We start from the raw sequence: 19,612 nt of genomic DNA, 5'->3' as shown, positions 1-19,612 counted from the left end.
GCGAACCGGATTCAGTCGACGCATGTGTCATCAAAATGCAGGATACCGAATGAAGTATTCCGGTACGGCGACGTTGCAATGACCGGCCCGTGCGGCCGCCCCATCACCCTCAACAGGAGAAGTCACGCATGAAGTTCAAACCTACCTTCGCGCCGCCCGGCGAGGCGGAACTCAAAGGGCGCCTCGACCGCGTACGGGCACGCATGGCGCAAGCCGGCCTCGATCGCTACGTGGCGTTCTCGCCGGACAACATCTACTACCTGACGAACTTCGCGAACATCGTCCACGAGCGGCCGTTCGTGCTGGTCATTTCGCGCAGCGGCCCGCCGCAGTTCGTCGTGCCGCAACTCGAACAGCCGCATGTGCGGTCGCGCTCGATCGGCGAACTCGAGCTGATTCCGTATTTCGAGTTCCCGGCGCCGGCCGGACGCGAATGGAGCGACCGTTTCAAGGCGCTGTTCGGGCCGGGCGAGCGCGTCGGTGTCGAGTCGGTGTGTCCGTTGCAGGTCTATGCTCAGACGCCGGGCGAGCGCGTGTGCATCGACATCGTCGACGAGGTCCGGATGATCAAGTCCGAATACGAGATCGGCCGCCACGTGTACGCGTGCGGGATCGCCACCGACGCGCACAACCTGCTGCTGAGCGAAGCGCGCCCGGGCCTCGGGATGGCGGAAATGTCGTCGCGCATTCGCGGCTTCATCATGCAGCGGCTGCTGGCCGACGATCCGTCGCTGAACCCGTCGGCTACGCGGATCGTCGCGGTGTTCCAGCCGGGCAGCGTGTCGCACGATCCGCACAACTTCAGCAACATCGACATGCGGATGGAGGAGGGCGGCCCGCACGTGTCGATCGTCAATGCGGTGATGAACGGCTACGGCGCGGAAGTCGAACGGACCTTCTTCATCGGCCACGTGCCCGATGCGGCGCGGCGCGCGTTCGACGTGATGTCGGAAGGGCGCCGGCTGGCGTTCGACGCGGCGATGCCCGGCGCGCTGCTGAGCGACGTCGATCGCAAGGTCAACGATTATTTCCGCCGTGCGGGGATGGGCGACCGGCTGCTGCACCGGACCGGGCACGGGATGGGCGTGACCGCGCACGAGGCGCCGTTCTTCGCCGAAGGCGATGACCGGCCGATCGAGAAGGGGATGTGCCTGACGATCGAACCGGGCATCTATATCGAGGGCGTCGGCGGCTTCCGTCATTCCGATACGGTGCTGATCGGCGACGAGGGCCCGGTTCAGCTGACCGACGGGCCGCTGGCGCTCGACGCGTTGACGTTCCCGGTTCGGGCGTAGTCGCGCGCAGGCGCAAAAAAGCCGCTGCACGGGCGTGTGCAGCGGCTGGTTCCGACCGGAGCTTCAGAAAATGAAGCCCGTATTGATGAACTTCGAGTAATGATCCGACACGATCGAATCGAGCAGCTGCTTGCTGCCTTCGGTCTGCTTTGCCGCGACCATCGAGCGGATCGAGAACGCGCGCAGCGCGTCGCTCACCGACAGCGTGCCTTCCGCCGAATCCTTGCGGCCCGCGAACGGGAACACGTCCGGCCCGCGCTGGCACTGGCAGTTGATGTTCACGCGGCACACCTGGTTCACGAGCGGATCGACGAGCGCGCCGATCTGCGCCGGATCGGAGCCGAAGATGCTGACCTGCTGGCCGTGATCCGACGTCGTCACGTAGTCGAGCGCGGTCTCGACGTCGTCGAACGGCGCGACCGGAATGATCGGCCCGAACTGTTCCTCGCGGTACAGCTTCATCCCTTCCGACACCGGATACACGACGGCCGGATAGAACAGCGTCTTGCTGAACTCGCCACCCGAATGGTTGACGACCTGTGCGCCCCTGGCCTTCGCGTCGTCGATCGCGTCCGTCATGTAGGCCGTGCGATGCATGCCGGGCAGCGGCGTGATGCTGACACCTTTCTCCCACGGCATGCCGATCTTCAACTGTTCGAGCGCGGCGGTGAAGCGCTTCAGGAATTCGTCGACGATCGAGCGGTGCACGAGCAGCATCTTCAGCGCGGTGCAGCGCTGGCCGTTGAACGACAGCGCGCCGAGCAGGCACTCCTTCACGGTGAGGTCGAGATCGGCGTCGGGCAGCACGATCGCCGCGTTCTTCGCGTCGAGGCCGAGGATCGCGCGCAGCCGGTGCGACTTCGGGTGCTGCTTCTTCAGGTGGTCGGCCACCTTGCTCGACCCGATCAGCGCGAGCACGTTGATCTTGCCCGACGCGAGCATGTGCGGCACGACCACCGCGCCAGGCGCGTAGATCGTGTTGATCACGCCCTTCGGGAACGCGTCGCGGAATGCTTCGAGCAGCGGCTCGAACAGCAGCGTGCCGTATTGCGGCGGCTTGAACACCACGGTGTTGCCCATCAGCAGTGCGGGGATCAGCGTCGCGAAAGTCTCGTTCAGCGGATAGTTGTACGGGCCCATGCACAGCACGACGCCGAGCGGCGTGCGGCGGATCTGACCGATCGTGCCTTCCGCGATCACGAAGCGCGAGTTCGCGTTGTCGAGCTCCTTCAGCGCGTCGATCGTCTGCGTCATGTACGTGACGGTGCGGTCGAATTCCTTCTGCGAATCGGCGAGGCTCTTGCCGATCTCCCACATGATCAGGTTCACCACCAGCTCGCGCTGCGCGACCATCCGCTTGATGAAGTCCTGCATGCACGCGATGCGCTGCTCGACTTTCATCGTCGGCCACTCGCCGCGGCCGGCATCGTATGCGCGCACCGCGGCGTCGAGCGCCGCGTCGCTTTCCGTTTCGCCCATCACGGGATAGCTGCCGATCTCGACCTGCTCGACGCTGCCGTTGGCCTGCCGCACGCACACGGGCGAAAGAACGGTCTTGGTCGTGCCGTCCCACGGGCGCAATTCGCCGTCGACGAGCGACACGCGCTGGTGGATCGGCGAAGCCAGCCGGTACTCGGCGGGGATGTCCTGAAAGGCGGGAAACAGCTGCTGCAGGGAGGCGGAATCGGGCATGACGGTCTCGTTTGACGGGGTGTCCGGGAAGGACGGGCGATGCGAATCCTGAGCTGGGTGATCCTCGATCCTGAATCGGCATGATGACGCGCACACGACGAAGCGTCACGTACGAACCTGGCCGAATCAACGATTGGAACCAGTTCCATTAAAAAGGAACGCCGGCGTGAATGCAAGATTTGCCGAACCGTGCCGCATGCACCGTAAGCATTCAGAAAGAATGTTGCCGAATGCTTGGTATAACACGCCAAGAGCGCTCGCAAACGTTTCCCCGCGGCCGGAATGCGCGGATAATGGCCCGGCGCGGTGAAGAAAAAAATGAAGTGAACCTGAGAGCATACGTAGTGAAGAACAGAAGAAGGTCCGCCGCACTGCCGATGCGAGGTCGGCTGCCCGGAGCGCCGGGTCGGGGTTGCCCGGTCCGGCGCGCACCGGACTTCACATGCGTCCCGCCTGCTTCGACGGATGCTTCGTGATCCTTTCCAGTCTCTTCGTCGTCGTATCCCGAATCCTGCCTTGAATCCCGCCTTGAGCCTGGCCCTGCATCGCCTGATGTGGCCGATGGAATTCTTTCGTTTTAATTACGCATAAGCCGCGTCAAAGCGCAAAACAGAAAGGCATTCGTCAGGAATGCAGAGTGCCGTGCATAGGCACGTTGCGGGCAGGCGACACGTTAAAAATTAACTAAAAATACGAATCATTCTCGTTTAATATTTCGCTCCGTTACACGCTGTGACGGAACGTCACGGCGTGTTTCGTGCCGGTCCTGCCGGCCGGCAGCCACCCGCGCCGGCTGTTCGTCGGCCGGCAGATGCGACGGGGAGATCCCCCGCGCGTCCTCTTTTTCACGGAAAGGCTTCGTCGGTCGATTCGCCGCGTGATGCGCGCGAGGGCCGGATGCGTTTCCGTTCGTCGTTTTTCCTTCAGCCTCTACGTTCACGATGAAACTCAACACGAGCGCCTGCCATGCGCTTCTGATCGCCACGTCGCTGGCCGGCGCACGCACCTCCTTCGCGCAGGCGAGTGACGCCGCGGCAACCCTGCCCGCGATCTCCGTCAATGCGGCTGCCGAGCATGCGTCGTATGACGGCGGCCATTCGCGCGCGGCGACCAAGACCGACATGTCGCTGATGGACGTGCCGCAGACTGTGAACGTCGTTCCGCACGCCGTGATCGAGGACCAGAACGCGACGTCGATGCAGGATGCGCTGCGCAACGTGCCGGGCGTCGGCTTTTCGGTCGGCGACGGCCAGCGCGACCAGATCACGATCCGCGGCTTCAACAGCATCACGGACCAATACGTCGACGGCATTCGCGACGATGCGCTCTACTATCGCGACCTGTCGAACGTCGATCGTGTCGAAGTGCTGAAGGGGCCGGCGGCCGTGCTGTATGGGCGCGGCTCGGCGGGCGGCATCGTGAATCGCGTGTTGAAGCGGCCGGAAGCGAACCCGGTGCGCGACGTGGGCGTGACGCTCGGCACGCGCGGCGAGCGGCGAGGCGAATTCGACCTCGGCTGGAACGCGAACGATGCGGCGCGCTTTCGCGTCACCGGCGCGGCCGAGAACTCGAACAGTTTCCGCGACCAGTTCCAGCTCAACCGTCAGGCGATCGCGCCGTCCGCGCAGTTCAAGCTCGACCGCGACACCGTGCTGAACGTCGAGTTCGACTACCTGCACGACCGCCGCACGTCCGACCAGGGGCTGCCCGCGTATCTCGGCCGGCCGGTCGACGTGCCGATCAACACGTATTACGGCTCGGCCGACGCGGCGAACAGCTCGTACAACGACATCTCCGCGAAGAGCGCGACGGTGTCGCTCGATCACCGCTTCAGCGATTCGCTGTCGTTCCACGGCGCGATCCGCGCGTACGACTTCTCGCTCGAACGCAAGAACTACGTGACGTACGAGCCGATCAAGACCGCCGCGCACCCGGTCGTGACGCTCGACCAGTCGACGCGCCAGCGCACCGACCACGGCATCGACGGCCTGTTCGAACTCACGCAGAAGACCTCGCTGTTCGGCATGCGCCACGAGCTGCTGTATGGCCTCGAGCTGTCGCAGCAGCAGAAGTTCGACACGATCTACAGCGTGTCGAAGGTCGCGACCTACGATCTCTTCAATCCGCAGGCGGTGGTCTTGCCCGGCGTGCCGACCGGCGCACGGGCGAAGACGAACGCGTCGACCGTCGTCGGGCTCGCGGGCGTCTACGCGCAGGACCTGATCTCGCTGACCGAGCACTGGAAGGTGCTCGCGGGGCTGCGTTTCGACTACCTGAACCAGATCCGCCACGACTACACGTCGTCGAACGTCAACCTCGACCGTACCGATCACGCGTGGAGCCCGCGCGTCGGTCTGATCTACGAGCCGCTCGACTGGCTGACGCTGTACGGGTCGTTCAGCCAGTCGTTCTCGCCGCTCGCCGATACGCTGATCAGTGCCGGCGCGTTCTCGAACGGCGCCGCGCTCGCACCGCAGAAGACCACCGCGTATGAAGTCGGCTCGCGCTTCGACCTCGGCGGCAAGGCGACGGCCAGCGTCGCGCTGTTCGACATGCGCCAGACCAACCAGCAGATCGGCGATCCGGCGAATCCCGGTTATGCGCTGCCGATCGGCACGCAGCACGTGCACGGGATGGAGCTGGGCTTCACCGGCGAGATCGCGCCGAAGTGGTCGCTGTATGCGGGCTACGCGTACCTGAACGGGACGGTCGACGGCTCGGCGCAATCGACGGCAGCCGGCGTCGCGGTATCGAGCAACACGCCCGGGCTGATGCCGCGCCACAGCGCGAACCTGTGGCTCAAGCGCGAGCTGCCGTACGGCTTCTATGCGGCGGCGGGCATGCAGTTCCAGTCGGCGCGCTATGCGTCGGCGAGCGATCTCGTCACGCTGCCGTCGTTCACCGTGTTCAACCTGGGCGCCGGCTATCGCAGCAAGAAGGTCGACGTGACGCTCACGCTCGACAACCTGTTCGATCGCCGCTACTTCATCGCCGCGCACGGCAATGCGGACCTGTACAACATGCCCGGCGACCCGCGCACGCTCACCGCCACGGTGAAGTGGCACATGTAACGCGCGTCACGCGTGCGTTGCGCGACAATGCGGGTCATCGTCACGATGGCCCGCACCTCATTGCCCATGATCCGCCAATCGATTGAAGTGTCGCGCGTGACCGGCCGCGTTTGCGTGCTGTGCGCAGTGGTGTGGCTGGCTTGTGGCGCGGTCGCGGCACGCGCGCAGCCGATCCCGCCTGACGCCGAACCGGCATGCCATTCGGTGCATGTCGGCCGGTCGATCACGCTGTCGGGCCGGTATGCGCTCGACTACGGCGACGAATCGATCGGCTCGGACGTGTGGTTCGAAGCGGATGACGCATCGGCGCGGCGCTTGCCCGACCGCTCGCAACGCGCGGGCGTGATCGCCTTCACGAACCAGCGCGATGCGCTGCGCGGGCTGCGGCTCCCCGTCGCGCAGCCCGACGGCGTGTGCCGGTTCGACGGGCGCGCAACGGTCGTGATCCGCGATCTGGATACCGTGTGCCCGGGGCTGGAAACGCCCGACCGCGCGCGGCTGGTGAAGGTGGTGACGGCCGCTCCGCCGACGCGGCACGCATGCGAGGCCACCGCGCCATGACGCGGGCGCGATCGCACCGTTACTCGACGTCCTCGTCGTCCTCGTCATCCTCCGGATCGGCATCCTCCTCCGCGCGCCCCGGCGCCGCATACGCGCTCGCCTGTTCGAGCAGCCAGCCGCGAAACAGCTCCAGCGGCTTGCTGTGGCTGAATTCCGTCGGATACACGAGGTAGTACGCGGAATCGCCGACCGTCGCCGCGTCGCACGGCACGACCAGGCCGAGCTGCTGCAACTGTTCCTCGACGAAGAATTTCGGCACGAGCGCGATGCCGAGCCCGGCCGCGGCCGCGCTGATCAGCATCGTGTGCAGCTCGTAGCGCACGCCCTGCATCGTGCGAATGTCCTCGACGCCGTGCGTCTCGAACCACTGCGCCCACGCGCCGGGGCGCGTCGTCGAGTGCAGCAGCGGATACGCGAGCAGATCCTCGACGCGCTCGACGGGCCCGTCGAGCAGCGCGGGCGAGCAGATCGGCACGACTTCCTCGCCGAACAGGTAGTCGGACGACGTACCCGGCCAGGTCGGCTTGCCGTAGTGGATCGCGGCCTCGAAGTGCGTGTCCTCGAACGAGAACAGATCGGTGCGGCTGCCCATGTTCACGCGCACGTCGGGCGTGCGGTCGTAGAAGCTCTTGATGCGCGGGATCAGCCAGTGCGACGCGAAGGTCGGCAGCACCGCGAGCTCCAGGTAACCGCCGCCGCTGCCGTGCGCGATGATCGACAGCGTGTCGCGGTCGAGCGTTTCCAGCGCACGCCGCACCTGCGTGCCGTACAGCTTGCCGGCGCGCGTCAGCACGACGCGCTGCTTCACGCGGGCGAACAGCCGCACGCCGAGGCTGGCTTCCAGCGTCGCGATCTGCCGCGATACCGCGCTTTCGGTCAGGAACAGCTCCTTGGCCGCGTGCGTGAAGCTCTCGTGGCGTGCGGCGGCTTCGAAGGCCACGAGCGCGCCCATGTTGGGGATCTTGAATTTACGCATGATGCTCGATTCGTCTGACGAACAGGGCCGCGCCGCGCGGGGGCGGAAGGCGGGCGAAGAACGGCTGATAATTCCAAAAACTCATCACGTATCAATTTAATCTCGCTTTACGCCCGGCTGCAACCCTTTGAATAATGCTCCCCACGCAAGGCTAGGCGCCCGCAGGGCGGCCGGCCAACGAGTGCCGGCACGTTTGCCGGCGGTCCCCCGAGACGAGAATCCTGATGCGCAATCCGAATATCGAGAGCTTGCTGACGAAGCTGCTGGGACAGGCGAAGACCGACGCCCTGTTCTCGACCCTGAACATGCCGGCCATCCTCGAAGAATGGGAAGACGGCGTCGTGACGCGCGCGGAAATCGCGCAGGCGATGAACATGGCGCTGTTCGAAGGGCTGCTCGAACGTTCGGCGAACGGCCGCGCGTACACGGCCGACGCGATCGAAAGCGGCGGTTCGGTCTATTTCGATCACGGCGCGCTGCGCACGGTGCGCTGGCCGAACACGGGCGCGCTGCCGCCGGGCGAGGCTGCTTTCACGCGCATCCTGCGTCCGCTCGGCTTCCGCCTGAACGGCCGTTACCCGCTCGACAAGCTCGGCATGACGGGCCGCGCGTATGCGCATGAAGACGCGCCGGACGAAATCGCGCAGTTCTTCGTCAGCGAACTGCATCCGGAGCGTTTCTCGAAGGAATTCCAGCAGGCCGTGACGAACGTCGTGAGCACGTCGCGCGATCCGCTGTCGCCGGCGGCCGTCGCGCTGCTGTGGGAAGTCGAGCGCGAAGGCTGGCTCTCGCTCGACGCCGCGCACACGCTGCTGCCGGAGATCGTCGGTGCGTTCGCGCGCCAGCACGACCTGCCGAACGAGCTCGACTACGAAACGCTGCTGCTGGAATCGGCGGAAATGGCGTGGATCTCGACCGAAGGCAACGCGTTCAACCATGCGACCGACCGCGTGGCCGACGTGTTCAAGCTGTCCGATGACGAGAAGGCGAAGGGCCGGCCGATGAAGCCGGAAGTCGAGCGTTCGCGCTCGGGCCGCGTGTTCCAGACCGCCTATCGCGCGGATACCGTCGAGCGCGAATTCCGCACGCGTGACGGCGGCACGGTGAAGCGCAACGTGCCGGGTTCGTTCTACGAGTTCATCACGCGCAAGCGCACGTTCGACCAGGCGGCGCGCCGCTGGGTGACCGATCTGCGTTTCGATGCGGGTAACGCGCAGGGCATCTTCAAGATGACGGCGAACGCGGCGAAGTAACACAGGCGACGCGGCCAGCGGTGCGTGGGCGGCGCGATCGCCGTGCCGGCACCGGCGGGCCGCTGCCGAGGGAGTCAAGCGATCGGGCAGGGCGCGACAGCGTCCTGCCCGATTGCGTTGGGCGGCGTGCGTCAGTCGCGCGGCGCGGTGGCGTCGCGCAAGGTCCGTGCGTCGTAGCGACGGGCGCTGTCCTCCGCGGTCCCGGGTTCGACGACGCGGAACGTGGCCGGATCGGCGCCGTCGATCTCGACGAGGCTCACGTAGCCGACGATATACGCGTGCTTGCTGTCGCGTGCGAAATCGTCGTCGAGGAATTCGAGCGTCGGCAGGTGCACGCGCTTCGTCGATACCGGCCGGCGGCCGAAGAACAGCTTGTCGCCGGCGCGCAGGAACGTCGGATGCAGCACCTGGAATTCGCTGGCCGGCACGTCGACCTGCAGCGGCTTGCCGTCGCAGAACAGGCGCTCGCCGTCCCATGCGTAGCTGCCTTCGACATTCAACCGATCGGGGTCGATGCCTTTCTTGACGACGCCGAGATGAAACGCCCGCGTCGCGTCGCGCGCCCAGCCGCCCGACAGCACGCGGAACGCGGCCGGATCGGCGCCGCGCAGCGGCTGCGGCCGGGATGGCGTGAACGCGTAGAACACCGTGACGCCATCGGTGAAGTAGTGCGGGCCGAGCACACGCAGCGCATCGATCGGCCGGTCCGAGAAGCGGGTCAGCTCGATCGGCATCTCGGCACAGGTCCGGTATGCCCAGTGAATGCCGTGCGCGTCACCGCACAGCCAGTCGATCGTACCGAAGTCGAACAGCGTCTCGCGCGCGGCGAAGGTCGCTGGATCGAAGCCGGTCAGCGTCGCGTCCTGGAACCGCACCGTCGTGCCCGACGCCGGCCGTGGCTGCCGATGCCACCAGTAGTCCCGCAGTTCGGGGCGCATCGTGAAGAAGCTGCGCCATTCGTCGAACATGCGCGTCTCCTGCACCGTCTGCCGCGCGCCGGATTCGATCGGGCCGATCCGGTCGGTGCATCGCAGGTAGCCGGCCTCGTCGGGGCCGCACAGGAAGCTCGCGCGATCGATGTCCTTCGGCCGGCCGTAGTAGTACACGCGATCGGCATCGGCGAAATAGCCGCCCGGAAAGCCGATCGCGCTCGCGCCATGCGAGCCGTTGATGCGCCGGCCGTTCATGTAGATCGATTCGTCGTCGGTCGCGATGTACTCGTGCTCGCACATCTCGAACGTCACGCCGCGTTCGTCGGTCGGACGGTTCCAGGTTTCGTAGACGAGCGGCCGGAATGTGTGCGGGCTGCGCGTGCGGATCGTCCGGCCGGTGATGTAGTACGCCTGCCGCGCATCGCGCGCGTAGCGCTGGTTCAGGATCTCGAACGTCTCGAGATCGGCGTCCTCGATCCGGTAGTAATACAGCATCGCCATCGCGCTGCCGAGTTGCCCTTGCACGATAACGTGTACGCCGTCGGTGAACCAGCGGCCGCCGATGCAGCGGAACGCGTGCGGCTGTTCGATCGGCAGCGGCGTGCCATCCTTGGCCCACAGCGGCAGGCCGTCCGGGCGGCGGATCACGGTGTCGCCGGCGATCGCGTAGTCGGGATGGTTGGTGTCCTGCAAGGGCGGCTGGGGCATGGCGGATGGCGCGCGGGGGTCGTGACAGTCGCCGTAGTATGCCGTGGAATACGGGCGGAAATGCGGGCAGGAATGCGGGCGGCGCGCGCGCCGGGCGCCGGACACCGCGCCGTCAGAACACGTGCGTGATCAGATAGAACAGCACCAGCAGCCCGGCCGGCACGCCGAGCAGCCAGGCGATCAGGTATTTGCCCATGTCGTCGTCCTGATGGCCGCGACGCCGTTGGCGCCGCGGCGGTTGCGTGAATGTGCTGTCGCGTTACAGCTCGCGATCGAACTCCTTCAGCTGCTTCTCGGCCGCGTCGCGGGCGATCCCGTAACGTTCCTGGATCTTCCCGGCGAGATACTCGCGATTGCCTTCCGCGACGGCCAGGTCGTCGTCGGTCAGCTTGCCCCACTTGGCCTTCAGCTTGCCGGAGAGCTGCTTCCACTGGCCCTTGATCTTGTCCTCGTTCATGGTGTGCTCCTTGTCGTGCAGGGATAAAAGGCGCGGCGGCGTGCCGCGCCCGGAGGTCAGGCCTTCGCCTTCAGGCCGGATGCGTCGACGTGCTTCACGCCCTTGACCGCGCGCGACACGGCGATCGCCTTCTTCACGGCGATCTTCGTCGGCAGCACGCCCGTCAACGTGACGATGCCGTCGACGGTCTTCACGCTGATGTCGACACTCTTCAGGCCGTCGGTGGCGGCCAGTTGGCCCTTCACCTTGGTCGTGATCCACGTGTCGGTGACGGGCTGGTTCGATTCGGTCTTCATGCCGTTGTCGGTCGATGCGTCCTGCGCAGCCGCGTTCGTGAGCGGTGCGGCGCCGAGCAGGAACGCCGCGCTGACGGCGAGCAGCGTCGTGAGGTGTCGGGTCTTGTTCATGGATGGTTCTCCGTCGATGGGCGTGGTGAATGTGAACGTACGAACGGCGCCGTCCGTTACCGGACGATCGGCGTGTCGTAGCCGGGCTCGCGCGGCGGGATGTCCGGGCGCGGCACGTCGGGCGGCAGCGGAACCGGCGGGTCGGTGCCGGGCGGCGGTTCGGGCGGGCTGCCCGGACGTGGTTCGGGCCGCGTCGGATCGGGTGTCTGATGGAGCTTCATCGTGCTTCTCCTCTGCGGTTCGGATGGCAGCGCATGAGCGCCGATGCAGGACCAGCGTACCGGGGCGAACGTGCGAGGACATCGCGCAAATTCACCTGATCGGCTAGTGCGTTTGCACGGGGCGTCGTGAAGGGGAGGCGGTGCGCCCGCTGGCTGAGGCGCGCGGAAAGCCGACGCGGCGAATGCTGCGGGATCGGCGGGATGCCGCACGGTGGCGGCGCGCGGTGCGAATGTACTATGGCGGCTAGTGCATCCGCGCCTGTCGTGCACGGGTGCGGCACGCGATCATCGCCACACGCGCCGGCCGGCGCGTGTCGACGAAGCGGCAACGGGCCGGGGCGGTCATGCTGACGACATGGACAACCATTCGATGAACGAACAGGTAAACGAACAGGCGCTGAAGTCGCACACCGACCGGCGCCAGCTGCACCAGATCATCGCGGGGCTCACCGAGGGCGTGATCCTGGTCGAGCCCGACCAGCGGATCGTCTGGGCGAACGAGGCCGCGCTCGCGATGCACGGCGTGACCGAGCTGAAGGCGCTCGGCGCGACCGTCACCGATTACCGCGAGCGCTTCCGGCTGCGCTACCGGAACAATCATCCGGTGCGCGACGGCCACTATCCGATGGATCGCGTGATCGCGGGCGAGGAATTCAGCGACGTGACGGTCGAAGTCGAATCGGCCGCCGACGAGACCGTGAGCTGGGTCCACCGCATCCGCAGCCTCGTGCTGACGAACGCGGCCGGCGAACCCGACTGCCTCGCGCTCGTGCTGCACGACGCGACCGAATGGGCGAGCGCCGAGGAGCGCTTCGAGCGCACCTTCAACGCGAACCCGGCGCCGGCCGTGATCTGCCGGCTCGACGACCTGCGCTACGTGAAGGTCAACCAGGGCTTTCTCGACATGACCGGCCACGCGCGCGACGACGTGCTCGGCCGCTCGGTGTACGAGGTCGACGTGCTCGACCAGGCCGAGCGGCGTGAGCTCGCGATCGAGCGGCTCGGCGAAGGCGCGACGATCCCGCAGATGGAGGCCGTGCTGAAACGCGCGGACGGCAGCACGAAGGCCGTGGTCGTCGCCGGGCAGCCGATCGACATGAACGACGAGGCATGCATGCTGTTCACGTTCATGGATCTCGAGCCGCGCAAGCAGGCCGAGCGCGCGCTGCGGCAGAGCGAGGAACGCTTCGCGACGGCGTTCCGGATGGCGCCGGTCGCCACCGCGATCGTCACGGCCGACCGCTTCGAATTGCTCGACGTGAACGGCGCATTCGCCGCGATGACGGGCCACGCGCAGGACGACCTGCTCGGCAAATCCGCGGACGAGCTCGGGCTGTGGGCCGAACGCGGCGCGTGGCAGCGCATCGAAGGGCGGCTCGCGCGCGACGGCAACGTACGCAACGCCGACGTGCAGATTCGCACGCGTGAAGGCGACGTGCGCGATTGCGTCGTGTCGGCCGATCCCGTCGCGATACACGGCCGCGACTGCCTGCTCGTCGCGCTGCTCGACATCAGCGATCGCAAGCGCACGGAGATGGAACTCGTCTACGCGATCGAAACCGCGATGCAGGATGCGTCGTGGTTCAGCCGCACGCTGATCGAGAAGCTGGCGAACGTGCGGCGCGCGAATGCGCCGGATGCGGGCGCTCAACTGTCGGACCTGACCGCGCGCGAGCGCGACGTGTTCGACCTGCTGTGCCACGGTCTCGCGGACAAGGAGATCGCCGGCCGCCTCGGGCTCGCGCCGAACACCGTGCGCAATCACGTCGCGACGATCTACGCGAAGCTCGACGTGCACAGCCGCGGCGAGGCGATCGTGTGGGCGCGCGAACGCGGGATCGTCGGCGCGGCCGATGCGAATAGCGCGCGCGGCGAGAAGGGCGGCGCGAAGGGCAAGGACTGACGCCGTCGGTACGAATGCACCAGGCGCGCTGGTGCATCCGCATCTGCCGCGCGCGGCGCCCGCTTGCGATCCTGTCCACTCGGCGGTGCGGCGCTGGCCGTCACGCCGCCGGTTCTCTCCAACCATCGCAGGAGACGACCATGGACAGGAATCGCATCGAAGGCAAGCTCAAGCAGGTCAAGGGTTCGGTCAAGGAAGCGCTCGGCAAGGTGACGGGCGACCGCAAGACGGAAGCGGAAGGTGTCGCCGAACAGCAGGCCGGCAAGCTTCAGGAGAAGGCCGGCGAGGCGGCTGATGCGGTGCGCAAGCAGACGGGCACCGATCGGCACTGACCGATGACGCGGCGCCGCGGGCGTCGCGGCTGTCGCGACGGCCGGCCGGGCCGTCATCGCAACGATGATGCGCCGCCGGCATGACCACGACCGGCCTTGATGGGCGGGCGCCGGCGCGGCTTCCTGCAGAGGCTGTCCACTCGCGGTTCACCGTTGCGCGGGCCGCGGGGCGGCCGCGAACGCGGAACTTGATGACAAATCCTCACTACATAGTTCCGATATTTCGTTTGCTGCACGGGTATTGGCTACCCACAATCCATTCACCTCTTTCGCGATGAAAGGCTCTTCGGAGACGGAGCCGCGGCGATCGATCGGCCGGTAGGGACGTTGCATGACGCCCCGGCGGCGGACGAGATGACCGGCACGCGAGAGGTTGCCGACGTGCGGCAGTCGCGCGTTGCATCCCGGCCCCCAGAACAAGGATTGTCATGACGTTCCGCATTCGTTCGCTTTCCGGCGTCGCATTGACCGCCGCGATCCTCGCGCTCCAGACGGGCGCGGTTCATGCGCAGGAGACGATCGTCAAGGTCGGCGTGGCCGGCCCGTTGACGGGCGGCGGCGCCGCGTATGGCAAGGACATCGAGAACGGCGTGCGCATGGCGGTCGACGAAGCGAATGCCGCGCATACGACGGTGGGCGGCAAGCCCGTGAAGTTCGTCGTTGCGTCGCAGGACGACCAGAGCGATCCGCGCACCGGCGTGCAGGCCGCGCAGCAACTCGCCGACGCGCAGGTGGCCGTCGTGATCGGCCACTTCAATTCGGGCACGACGCTGCCCGCGTCGAAGATCTACGCGAAGGCCGGCATTCCGATGATCACGCCGTCGGCGACCAATCCCGACATCACGCGCGCCGGGCTCGGCACCGTGTACCGCGTGATCGCGACCGACACGCAGAACGCCGGCAACGCAGGCGCCTATGCGGCGAGCGTGACCAAGGCGAAGCGCATCGCGATCATCGACGACCGCACCGCGTTCGGCCAGGGCGAAGCCGACGAATTCGAGAAGTCCGTGAAGGCGAACGGCGGGACGGTCGTCGCGCGCGAATTCACGAACGACAAGGCGGTGGACTTCAGCGCGCAGCTCACGAAGATCAAGAGCACCAACGCCGATCTCGTGTTCTTCGGCGGGCTCGACGCACAGGCCGCGATGCTCGTGAAGCGCATGCGCCAGCTCGGCATCCGCGCGCAGTTCCTCGCGGGCGGCGGCGTGATGAACGCGAACTTCATCAAGCTGGCCGGCAATGCGGCGGAAGGCGCGGCCGTGTGGGAATACGGGCAGCCGCTGTCGCGTCTCGCGAAGGGCAAGCAGTTCGAAACGAAATTCAAGCAGAAGTACGGCATCGACATGCTCGCGTATGCGCCGTTCGCGTACGACGCGACGTGGATCGCGATCAACGCGATGCAGAAGGCGAACTCGACGAAGCCGGCCGATTTCAACGGCGCGCTGAAGGGCACGCGCTACGACGGCATCACGGGCACGATCGCGTTCACGAACACGGGCGACCTGAAGAACCCGAGCTCGACGCTGTATGAGGTGAAGAACGCGGCGTGGCAGCCCGTCACGACGAAATCGGCGGATTGAACGCAACAGGCGCGCGCGGACTTTCGCGGCGCTGCCGGACGTGCTGAAATGCCATCAGCGATCGGTTGCGATCGCGGCGCACGCCGGTGTGGCAGCCGCACGAGTCCGCCCGCGCGACGCCGCGCGCGACGCGGCACGAACAACCCACGGGCGTGGCCGGCTGGCCGCGCCCAACATGAGCAACTGGAGTCAGTCGTGAGTTCTCAAGTCGTCATCGTCGGCGGTGGTGTGATCGGCAGCTCGATCGCCTATTTCCTGCGCGCCACCGATCCCACGGTATCCGTGACCGTGATCGAGCGCGACCCCACCTATGCGAGATCGTCGTCGGCGTTGTCGGCCGCGTCGATTCGCCAGCAGTTCTCGACGCCGCTGTCGATCGAGATGTCGCTGTTCGGCATCGACTTCCTGCGCACGATCGGCGAACGGCTCGAAGTGGATGGCCATCAGCCGTCGATTGACCTGCACGAAGGCGGCTACCTGTTCCTCGCGACGCCGGCCGGCGATGCGACGTTGCGCGAGAACCATGCGCTGCAGACGAGCCTCGGCGCGGATATCCGGCTGATGGACCGCGATGCGCTGCGCGCGAAGTTTCCGTGGCTGAACGTCGACGATCTCGTGTCGGGCGCGTATGGCGTGAGCGGCGAAGGCTGGTTCGACGGCTACGGGCTCGTGCAGGCATTGCGCAAGAAGGCGCAGGCGCTGGGTGCGCGCTACGTGCCGTCCGATGTGAAGGCGGTGGTGCGCGACGGCCGCAAGGTGACGCAGGTGGTCACGGCCGACGGCGAACACTATGCGTGCGACACGCTCGTCAACGCGGCAGGCGCGTGGGCCCGCACGCTGTCGTCGATGATGGGCATCGACATTCCTGTTTATGCGCGGCGCCGCAGCATCTTCAACGTGTCGTCGCCGGCCCGGCTCACGGATTGCCCGCTGCTGATCGACCCGACCGGCGTGTATTTCCGGCCGGAAGGGCGCACGTACATTTGCGGGACGTCGCCGAGCCCGGATCGCGACCCGGACGACCTGCCGCTCGACGAAGTCGACCACGACCTGTTCGACGAGGTGATCTGGCCGACGCTCGCGAACCGCGTGCCGGAGTTCGAGGCGCTGCGCGTGGAGAACTGCTGGTCCGGATACTACGAGTACAACGTGTTCGACCACAACGCGATCATCGGCTATCACCCGGAACTCGATAACGTCGTGTTCGCAAACGGCTACAGCGGCCACGGGCTGCAGCAAGGGCCGGCGACGGGGCGCGGGGTCAGTGAACTCATTCTGGGCGGGCGTTACGACACGCTCGACCTGTCGACGCTCGGCTGGGCGCGCGTGCTTGAAAACCGGCCGATCGTCGAAAAGAACGTCGTGTAGCGCGGCGTACCCCGCCCGGTGTGGTGGGCGGGATTCTCCTTGTGTCTCAACTCATTGGCCCGACTGTGTCGGGCTCTTTTTTTGCGCGTGTCAGCCGACGCCGTAGACCGCATCGCGCAGATCCACCGTGTACTGGCCGTTCATCCCTTCGTAAAGCGTGTTCGACAGCGATACGACGGTGAGCCCGCGTGCGCGGTCGACGAACCAGGAATGCCCGTAGACACCGCCCCAGCGCCAGGTGCCTACGGATTCCGGCGATGCCGCCGCATGCGGGTCGCGCAATACGGAAAACCCGATCCCGAAACCCGTGCCGGGCAGGTCGGGCAACTCGAGGTTGCCGGTGTGGACGCGGCCCATCTCGTCGACCAGGTTGGCCGGCAGCAGCGTGCCGCCGCCCGCCCGCAGCGTGTCCAGCACATTCAGCACGTCGCCGGCGGTGCCGACCATGCCTGCGCCGCCCGATGCGAAGGCGTTCGCGTCGAGCGCGCGCGACGGCGAATACGTCACGCCGACGGAGCCCTCGAAGATGGGCACCGCTTCGTTTTCGGCAAGCCGATGCGGTTGCGGCGTGTCATTGACGTAGGGCGTCGCGAGCCGCGCGGAGTCGCGTGCGACGAATCCCGTGTCGCGCGTGCCGAGCGGGTGGAGCACGAGCGTATCGATTGCGTCGGCGAGCGGCAGTCCGCTGACCGCCTCGATCAGCGCGCCGACCACGTCGATGGAAAGCGAATAGTTCCAGCCGGTTCCCGGCGCGAACTGCAGCGGTACGCTCGCGATCCTGCGCACGTTTTCGGCGAGCGTGATCGAGGCGGCATCGAGCCCGTCGGAGACGCCTGCGCGTGCATAGGCGCCCGTCGCGTCGGCTTCCGCGAAGCGATAGCCGAGGCCGGCGGTATGCGTGAGCAGGTGACGCACCCTGATCACCGGCACGCTGCCGTCACGCAGCGCCGGGCGGAACTCGGGCAGCCAGCGCGTGACGTCGTCGTCGAGCGACAGCTTCTGCTGGGCGACGAGCGCCATCGCGGCTGCGGCTACGATCGGCTTCGTCACCGACGCGAGCCTGAACAGCGTGTCCTCGCGCATCGGCGTGTGCGCTTCGCGGTCGGCGAACCCGGCCGCGCGGCGATAGACGAGTTCGCCGTCGCGTGCGACCAGGACGACCGCGCCGACGAGGCGGTGCGTTTCGAGTTGACGGGACAGTACCGCGTCGACGCGCCCGGCGAGTGCGGGATCGGTCGACGGCTGCTGTGATGATGCGCGGTTGGGGATCATCGAGGACTCTGTCGTGAAGGGGGAGCCGACATGTTAGGCGGCGCACGCGGGAAGCGCCGTTAATCCACACATGGAACAGGGCTTCGTGCGCCGCACCGACCGGCGCTGACGGCCACGGGGCAGGGAATTCAGCCGGGGGCCACGGCAGCCCCGTTGCGGCGCACCACGTCGGGCCTGCGCCGGTTAGCTGACAAAATATGCCCCAAGCGGCGGGCGGCGTTCGTTAGAATCTGCTGTCGTCGAGGAAATAACGCAATTGCATTGGTGCAGGGCGGTATCGCGTCACGGACACTGCTTGCCCAGAATCCATCGTTCATCTTTCGCCGGAGGCGAGCATGCCAGGTTTACTTCCCGATGTTGACCGCGAGGGGCTCCTCGAATATTCGGTGGTGTACACCGATCGCTCGGTCAACCATATGTCGCAACGCTTTCAGGGCGTCATGCGCGACATCTCCGGCACGCTGAAAAAAGTCTATAACGCGAAGTCGGCCGTGATCGTTCCGGGCAGCGGGACGTTCGGCATGGAAGCCGTCGCGCGGCAGTTTGCAACGAACAAGAAGTGCCTCGTCATCCGCAACGGCTGGTTCAGTTTCCGCTGGTCGCAGATTTTCGACATGGGCAGCATTCCGTCCGAGACGACGGTGCTGAAGGCGCGCCCGGTCGAAGCGGGACGGCAGGCCGCGTATGCGCCGGCCCCGATCGACGAAGTGGTCGCCGCGATCAAGGAACACAAGCCGGATCTGGTCTTTGCGCCGCATGTCGAAACCGCGTCCGGGATGATGCTGCCCGATGGGTATCTGCGCGCGGTGGCCGACGCCGTGCATGCCGTCGGCGGCATGTTCGTGCTGGATTGCATCGCATCCGGCACGGTGTGGGTCGACATGCAGGCGAGCGGCGTCGATATCCTGATCAGCGCGCCGCAGAAGGGCTGGAGCGCGTCGCCGTGCTGCGCGATGGTCATGTTGAGCCCGCTCGCCCGCGAACGCATCGATGCGACGACCAGCACCAGCTTCGCGTGCGATCTCCGCAAGTGGCTGCAGATCATGGAGGCTTATGAGGGCGGCGGGTTCGCGTACCACGCGACGATGCCCACGGACAGCCTCACGACGCTGCGCGACGTGATGAAGGAAACCGAGGCATACGGCTTCGACCAGGTGAAAGCGGAGCAGCTCGAGCTCGGCAATCGCATTCGCGCGCTGCTGGCCGACAAGGGCTTCCGGAGCGTGGCGGCTGAAGGCTTCGAGGCACCGGGTGTCGTGGTCTGCTATACGGACGACGACGGGATTCGATCGGGGAAGAAGTTCGCCGACGTCGGCTTGCAGATCGCGGCCGGCGTGCCGCTGCAATGCGACGAGCCGGAGGATTTCAAGACCTTCCGTTTGGGCTTGTTCGGCCTGGACAAGCTGCATGATGTCGACGGTGCGGTTGCACGGTTCGCCGACGCGCTGGAGCGGGTTCTTTAAGACGCTTTGCGGATTTGGCGAGGCAGTGGGCGATGGGTGGCTGCACCCTTGGCCTGCCGCCTCGCGCTGTTCATGGTCTTGTTTGATGCGCGCTCGGGTTCCGGGCTCGACGTGCTCATGC

16 protein-coding genes are annotated in these 19,612 nt (G+C 66.4%); 9 read left to right on the top strand and 7 right to left on the bottom strand.

The genetic code is table 11. From position 1 onward, the window contains the following. The first annotated feature begins 128 nt into the window (after window positions 1–128). Entirely contained in the window at window positions 129–1,295 is a 1,167-nt protein-coding gene (locus tag HAV18_RS09440) for a Xaa-Pro peptidase family protein (protein ID WP_166954993.1), read from the top strand. Window positions 1,296–1,358: 63 nt separating this feature from the next. On the opposite strand, the gene HAV18_RS09435 is transcribed toward HAV18_RS09440, so the two are convergent. Further along, window positions 1,359–2,987 carry an NADP-dependent glyceraldehyde-3-phosphate dehydrogenase gene (locus HAV18_RS09435; RefSeq protein ID WP_166954992.1) on the bottom strand — a complete coding sequence of 543 codons (1,629 nt, stop codon included), beginning with the start codon at window positions 2,985–2,987 and terminating at the stop codon, window positions 1,359–1,361. A gap of 941 nt (window positions 2,988–3,928) precedes the next feature. On the opposite strand from HAV18_RS09435, the gene HAV18_RS09430 reads away from it, so the two are divergent. Continuing rightward, window positions 3,929–6,058: a TonB-dependent siderophore receptor gene (locus HAV18_RS09430; RefSeq protein ID WP_166954991.1), complete on the top strand. Its 2,130-nt coding sequence runs from the start codon at window positions 3,929–3,931 to the stop codon at window positions 6,056–6,058. Window positions 6,059–6,154: 96 nt separating this feature from the next. Further along, the gene (locus HAV18_RS09425; protein WP_166954990.1) at window positions 6,155–6,619 is read left to right on the top strand and encodes a hypothetical protein; all 465 of its coding nucleotides are present in this window, start codon (window positions 6,155–6,157) and stop codon (window positions 6,617–6,619) included. Between the two features lie 19 nt (window positions 6,620–6,638). Here HAV18_RS09425 and HAV18_RS09420 read toward each other — a convergent pair whose 3' ends face one another. Further along, window positions 6,639–7,595 carry a LysR family transcriptional regulator gene (locus tag HAV18_RS09420; protein WP_166954989.1) on the bottom strand — a complete coding sequence of 319 codons (957 nt, stop codon included), beginning with the start codon at window positions 7,593–7,595 and terminating at the stop codon, window positions 6,639–6,641. 224 nt (window positions 7,596–7,819) lie between these two features. Here HAV18_RS09420 and HAV18_RS09415 point away from each other — a divergent pair, with 224 nt between their 5' ends. Continuing rightward, window positions 7,820–8,848 (top strand): DUF1338 domain-containing protein, encoded by a 1,029-nt coding sequence (locus HAV18_RS09415; protein ID WP_166954988.1) that lies wholly within the window; start codon window positions 7,820–7,822, stop codon window positions 8,846–8,848. A gap of 131 nt (window positions 8,849–8,979) precedes the next feature. Here HAV18_RS09415 and HAV18_RS09410 read toward each other — a convergent pair whose 3' ends face one another. The 4 genes from HAV18_RS09410 to HAV18_RS09395 all read right to left on the bottom strand — a co-directional run bounded on the left by HAV18_RS09410 (window position 8,980) and on the right by HAV18_RS09395 (window position 11,573). After that, window positions 8,980–10,488 carry a DKNYY domain-containing protein gene (locus HAV18_RS09410; protein ID WP_166954987.1) on the bottom strand — a complete coding sequence of 503 codons (1,509 nt, stop codon included), beginning with the start codon at window positions 10,486–10,488 and terminating at the stop codon, window positions 8,980–8,982. Window positions 10,489–10,747: 259 nt separating this feature from the next. Further along, window positions 10,748–10,945: a CsbD family protein gene (locus tag HAV18_RS09405; RefSeq protein ID WP_011356274.1), complete on the bottom strand. Its 198-nt coding sequence runs from the start codon at window positions 10,943–10,945 to the stop codon at window positions 10,748–10,750. 56 nt (window positions 10,946–11,001) lie between these two features. Further along, window positions 11,002–11,352 carry a BON domain-containing protein gene (locus HAV18_RS09400; protein ID WP_166954985.1) on the bottom strand — a complete coding sequence of 117 codons (351 nt, stop codon included), beginning with the start codon at window positions 11,350–11,352 and terminating at the stop codon, window positions 11,002–11,004. A 56-nt stretch (window positions 11,353–11,408) separates the two neighbouring features. Continuing rightward, complete coding sequence (locus HAV18_RS09395; protein WP_166954983.1) at window positions 11,409–11,573, bottom strand: hypothetical protein; 165 nt, start codon at window positions 11,571–11,573, stop codon at window positions 11,409–11,411. A 370-nt stretch (window positions 11,574–11,943) separates the two neighbouring features. On the opposite strand from HAV18_RS09395, the gene HAV18_RS09390 reads away from it, so the two are divergent. The 4 genes from HAV18_RS09390 (at window position 11,944) to HAV18_RS09375 (ending at window position 16,756) form a co-directional block, all read left to right on the top strand. Further along, the gene (locus HAV18_RS09390; RefSeq protein ID WP_166954981.1) at window positions 11,944–13,476 is read left to right on the top strand and encodes a helix-turn-helix transcriptional regulator; all 1,533 of its coding nucleotides are present in this window, start codon (window positions 11,944–11,946) and stop codon (window positions 13,474–13,476) included. Window positions 13,477–13,616: 140 nt separating this feature from the next. Then, window positions 13,617–13,808 carry a CsbD family protein gene (locus HAV18_RS09385; protein ID WP_166954979.1) on the top strand — a complete coding sequence of 64 codons (192 nt, stop codon included), beginning with the start codon at window positions 13,617–13,619 and terminating at the stop codon, window positions 13,806–13,808. A 428-nt stretch (window positions 13,809–14,236) separates the two neighbouring features. After that, window positions 14,237–15,388, top strand: a complete 1,152-nt coding sequence (locus HAV18_RS09380; RefSeq protein WP_166954977.1) for a branched-chain amino acid ABC transporter substrate-binding protein — start codon at window positions 14,237–14,239, stop codon at window positions 15,386–15,388. Between the two features lie 195 nt (window positions 15,389–15,583). Beyond that, complete coding sequence (locus tag HAV18_RS09375) at window positions 15,584–16,756, top strand: FAD-binding oxidoreductase (RefSeq protein WP_166954975.1); 1,173 nt, start codon at window positions 15,584–15,586, stop codon at window positions 16,754–16,756. Window positions 16,757–16,846: 90 nt separating this feature from the next. Here HAV18_RS09375 and HAV18_RS09370 read toward each other — a convergent pair whose 3' ends face one another. After that, window positions 16,847–18,028, bottom strand: coding sequence for a serine hydrolase (locus tag HAV18_RS09370; protein ID WP_166954973.1), 1,182 nt, complete (start codon window positions 18,026–18,028; stop codon window positions 16,847–16,849). 335 nt (window positions 18,029–18,363) lie between these two features. Here HAV18_RS09370 and HAV18_RS09365 point away from each other — a divergent pair, with 335 nt between their 5' ends. Next, window positions 18,364–19,491 (top strand): aminotransferase class V-fold PLP-dependent enzyme, encoded by a 1,128-nt coding sequence (locus tag HAV18_RS09365; RefSeq protein WP_166954971.1) that lies wholly within the window; start codon window positions 18,364–18,366, stop codon window positions 19,489–19,491. Window positions 19,492–19,612 lie beyond the last annotated feature (121 nt).

This window comes from Burkholderia sp. D-99 (assembly GCF_011605345.1).
Lineage (GTDB): Bacteria > Pseudomonadota > Gammaproteobacteria > Burkholderiales > Burkholderiaceae > Burkholderia.
The sequence above is the reverse complement of the archived record's forward strand: the minus strand, read 5'-3'. Positions and strand labels throughout refer to the sequence as shown.

Excerpts from the sequence above, each read along its gene's own strand:
- HAV18_RS09380 (WP_166954977.1), top strand. The coding sequence starts at position 14,237 with ATGACGTTCCGCATTCGTTCGCTTTCCGGCGTCGCATTGACCGCCGCG.
- HAV18_RS09400 (WP_166954985.1), bottom strand. The coding sequence starts at position 11,352 with ATGAACAAGACCCGACACCTCACGACGCTGCTCGCCGTCAGCGCGGCG.
- HAV18_RS09415 (WP_166954988.1), top strand. The coding sequence starts at position 7,820 with ATGCGCAATCCGAATATCGAGAGCTTGCTGACGAAGCTGCTGGGACAG.
- HAV18_RS09440 (WP_166954993.1), top strand. The coding sequence starts at position 129 with ATGAAGTTCAAACCTACCTTCGCGCCGCCCGGCGAGGCGGAACTCAAA.
- HAV18_RS09430 (WP_166954991.1), top strand. The coding sequence starts at position 3,929 with ATGAAACTCAACACGAGCGCCTGCCATGCGCTTCTGATCGCCACGTCG.
- HAV18_RS09365 (WP_166954971.1), top strand. The coding sequence starts at position 18,364 with ATGCCAGGTTTACTTCCCGATGTTGACCGCGAGGGGCTCCTCGAATAT.
- HAV18_RS09410 (WP_166954987.1), bottom strand. The coding sequence starts at position 10,488 with ATGCCCCAGCCGCCCTTGCAGGACACCAACCATCCCGACTACGCGATC.
- HAV18_RS09385 (WP_166954979.1), top strand. The coding sequence starts at position 13,617 with ATGGACAGGAATCGCATCGAAGGCAAGCTCAAGCAGGTCAAGGGTTCG.
- HAV18_RS09370 (WP_166954973.1), bottom strand. The coding sequence starts at position 18,028 with ATGATCCCCAACCGCGCATCATCACAGCAGCCGTCGACCGATCCCGCA.
- HAV18_RS09435 (WP_166954992.1), bottom strand. The coding sequence starts at position 2,987 with ATGCCCGATTCCGCCTCCCTGCAGCAGCTGTTTCCCGCCTTTCAGGAC.
- HAV18_RS09395 (WP_166954983.1), bottom strand. The coding sequence starts at position 11,573 with ATGAAGCTCCATCAGACACCCGATCCGACGCGGCCCGAACCACGTCCG.
- HAV18_RS09420 (WP_166954989.1), bottom strand. The coding sequence starts at position 7,595 with ATGCGTAAATTCAAGATCCCCAACATGGGCGCGCTCGTGGCCTTCGAA.
- HAV18_RS09390 (WP_166954981.1), top strand. The coding sequence starts at position 11,944 with ATGAACGAACAGGTAAACGAACAGGCGCTGAAGTCGCACACCGACCGG.
- HAV18_RS09405 (WP_011356274.1), bottom strand. The coding sequence starts at position 10,945 with ATGAACGAGGACAAGATCAAGGGCCAGTGGAAGCAGCTCTCCGGCAAG.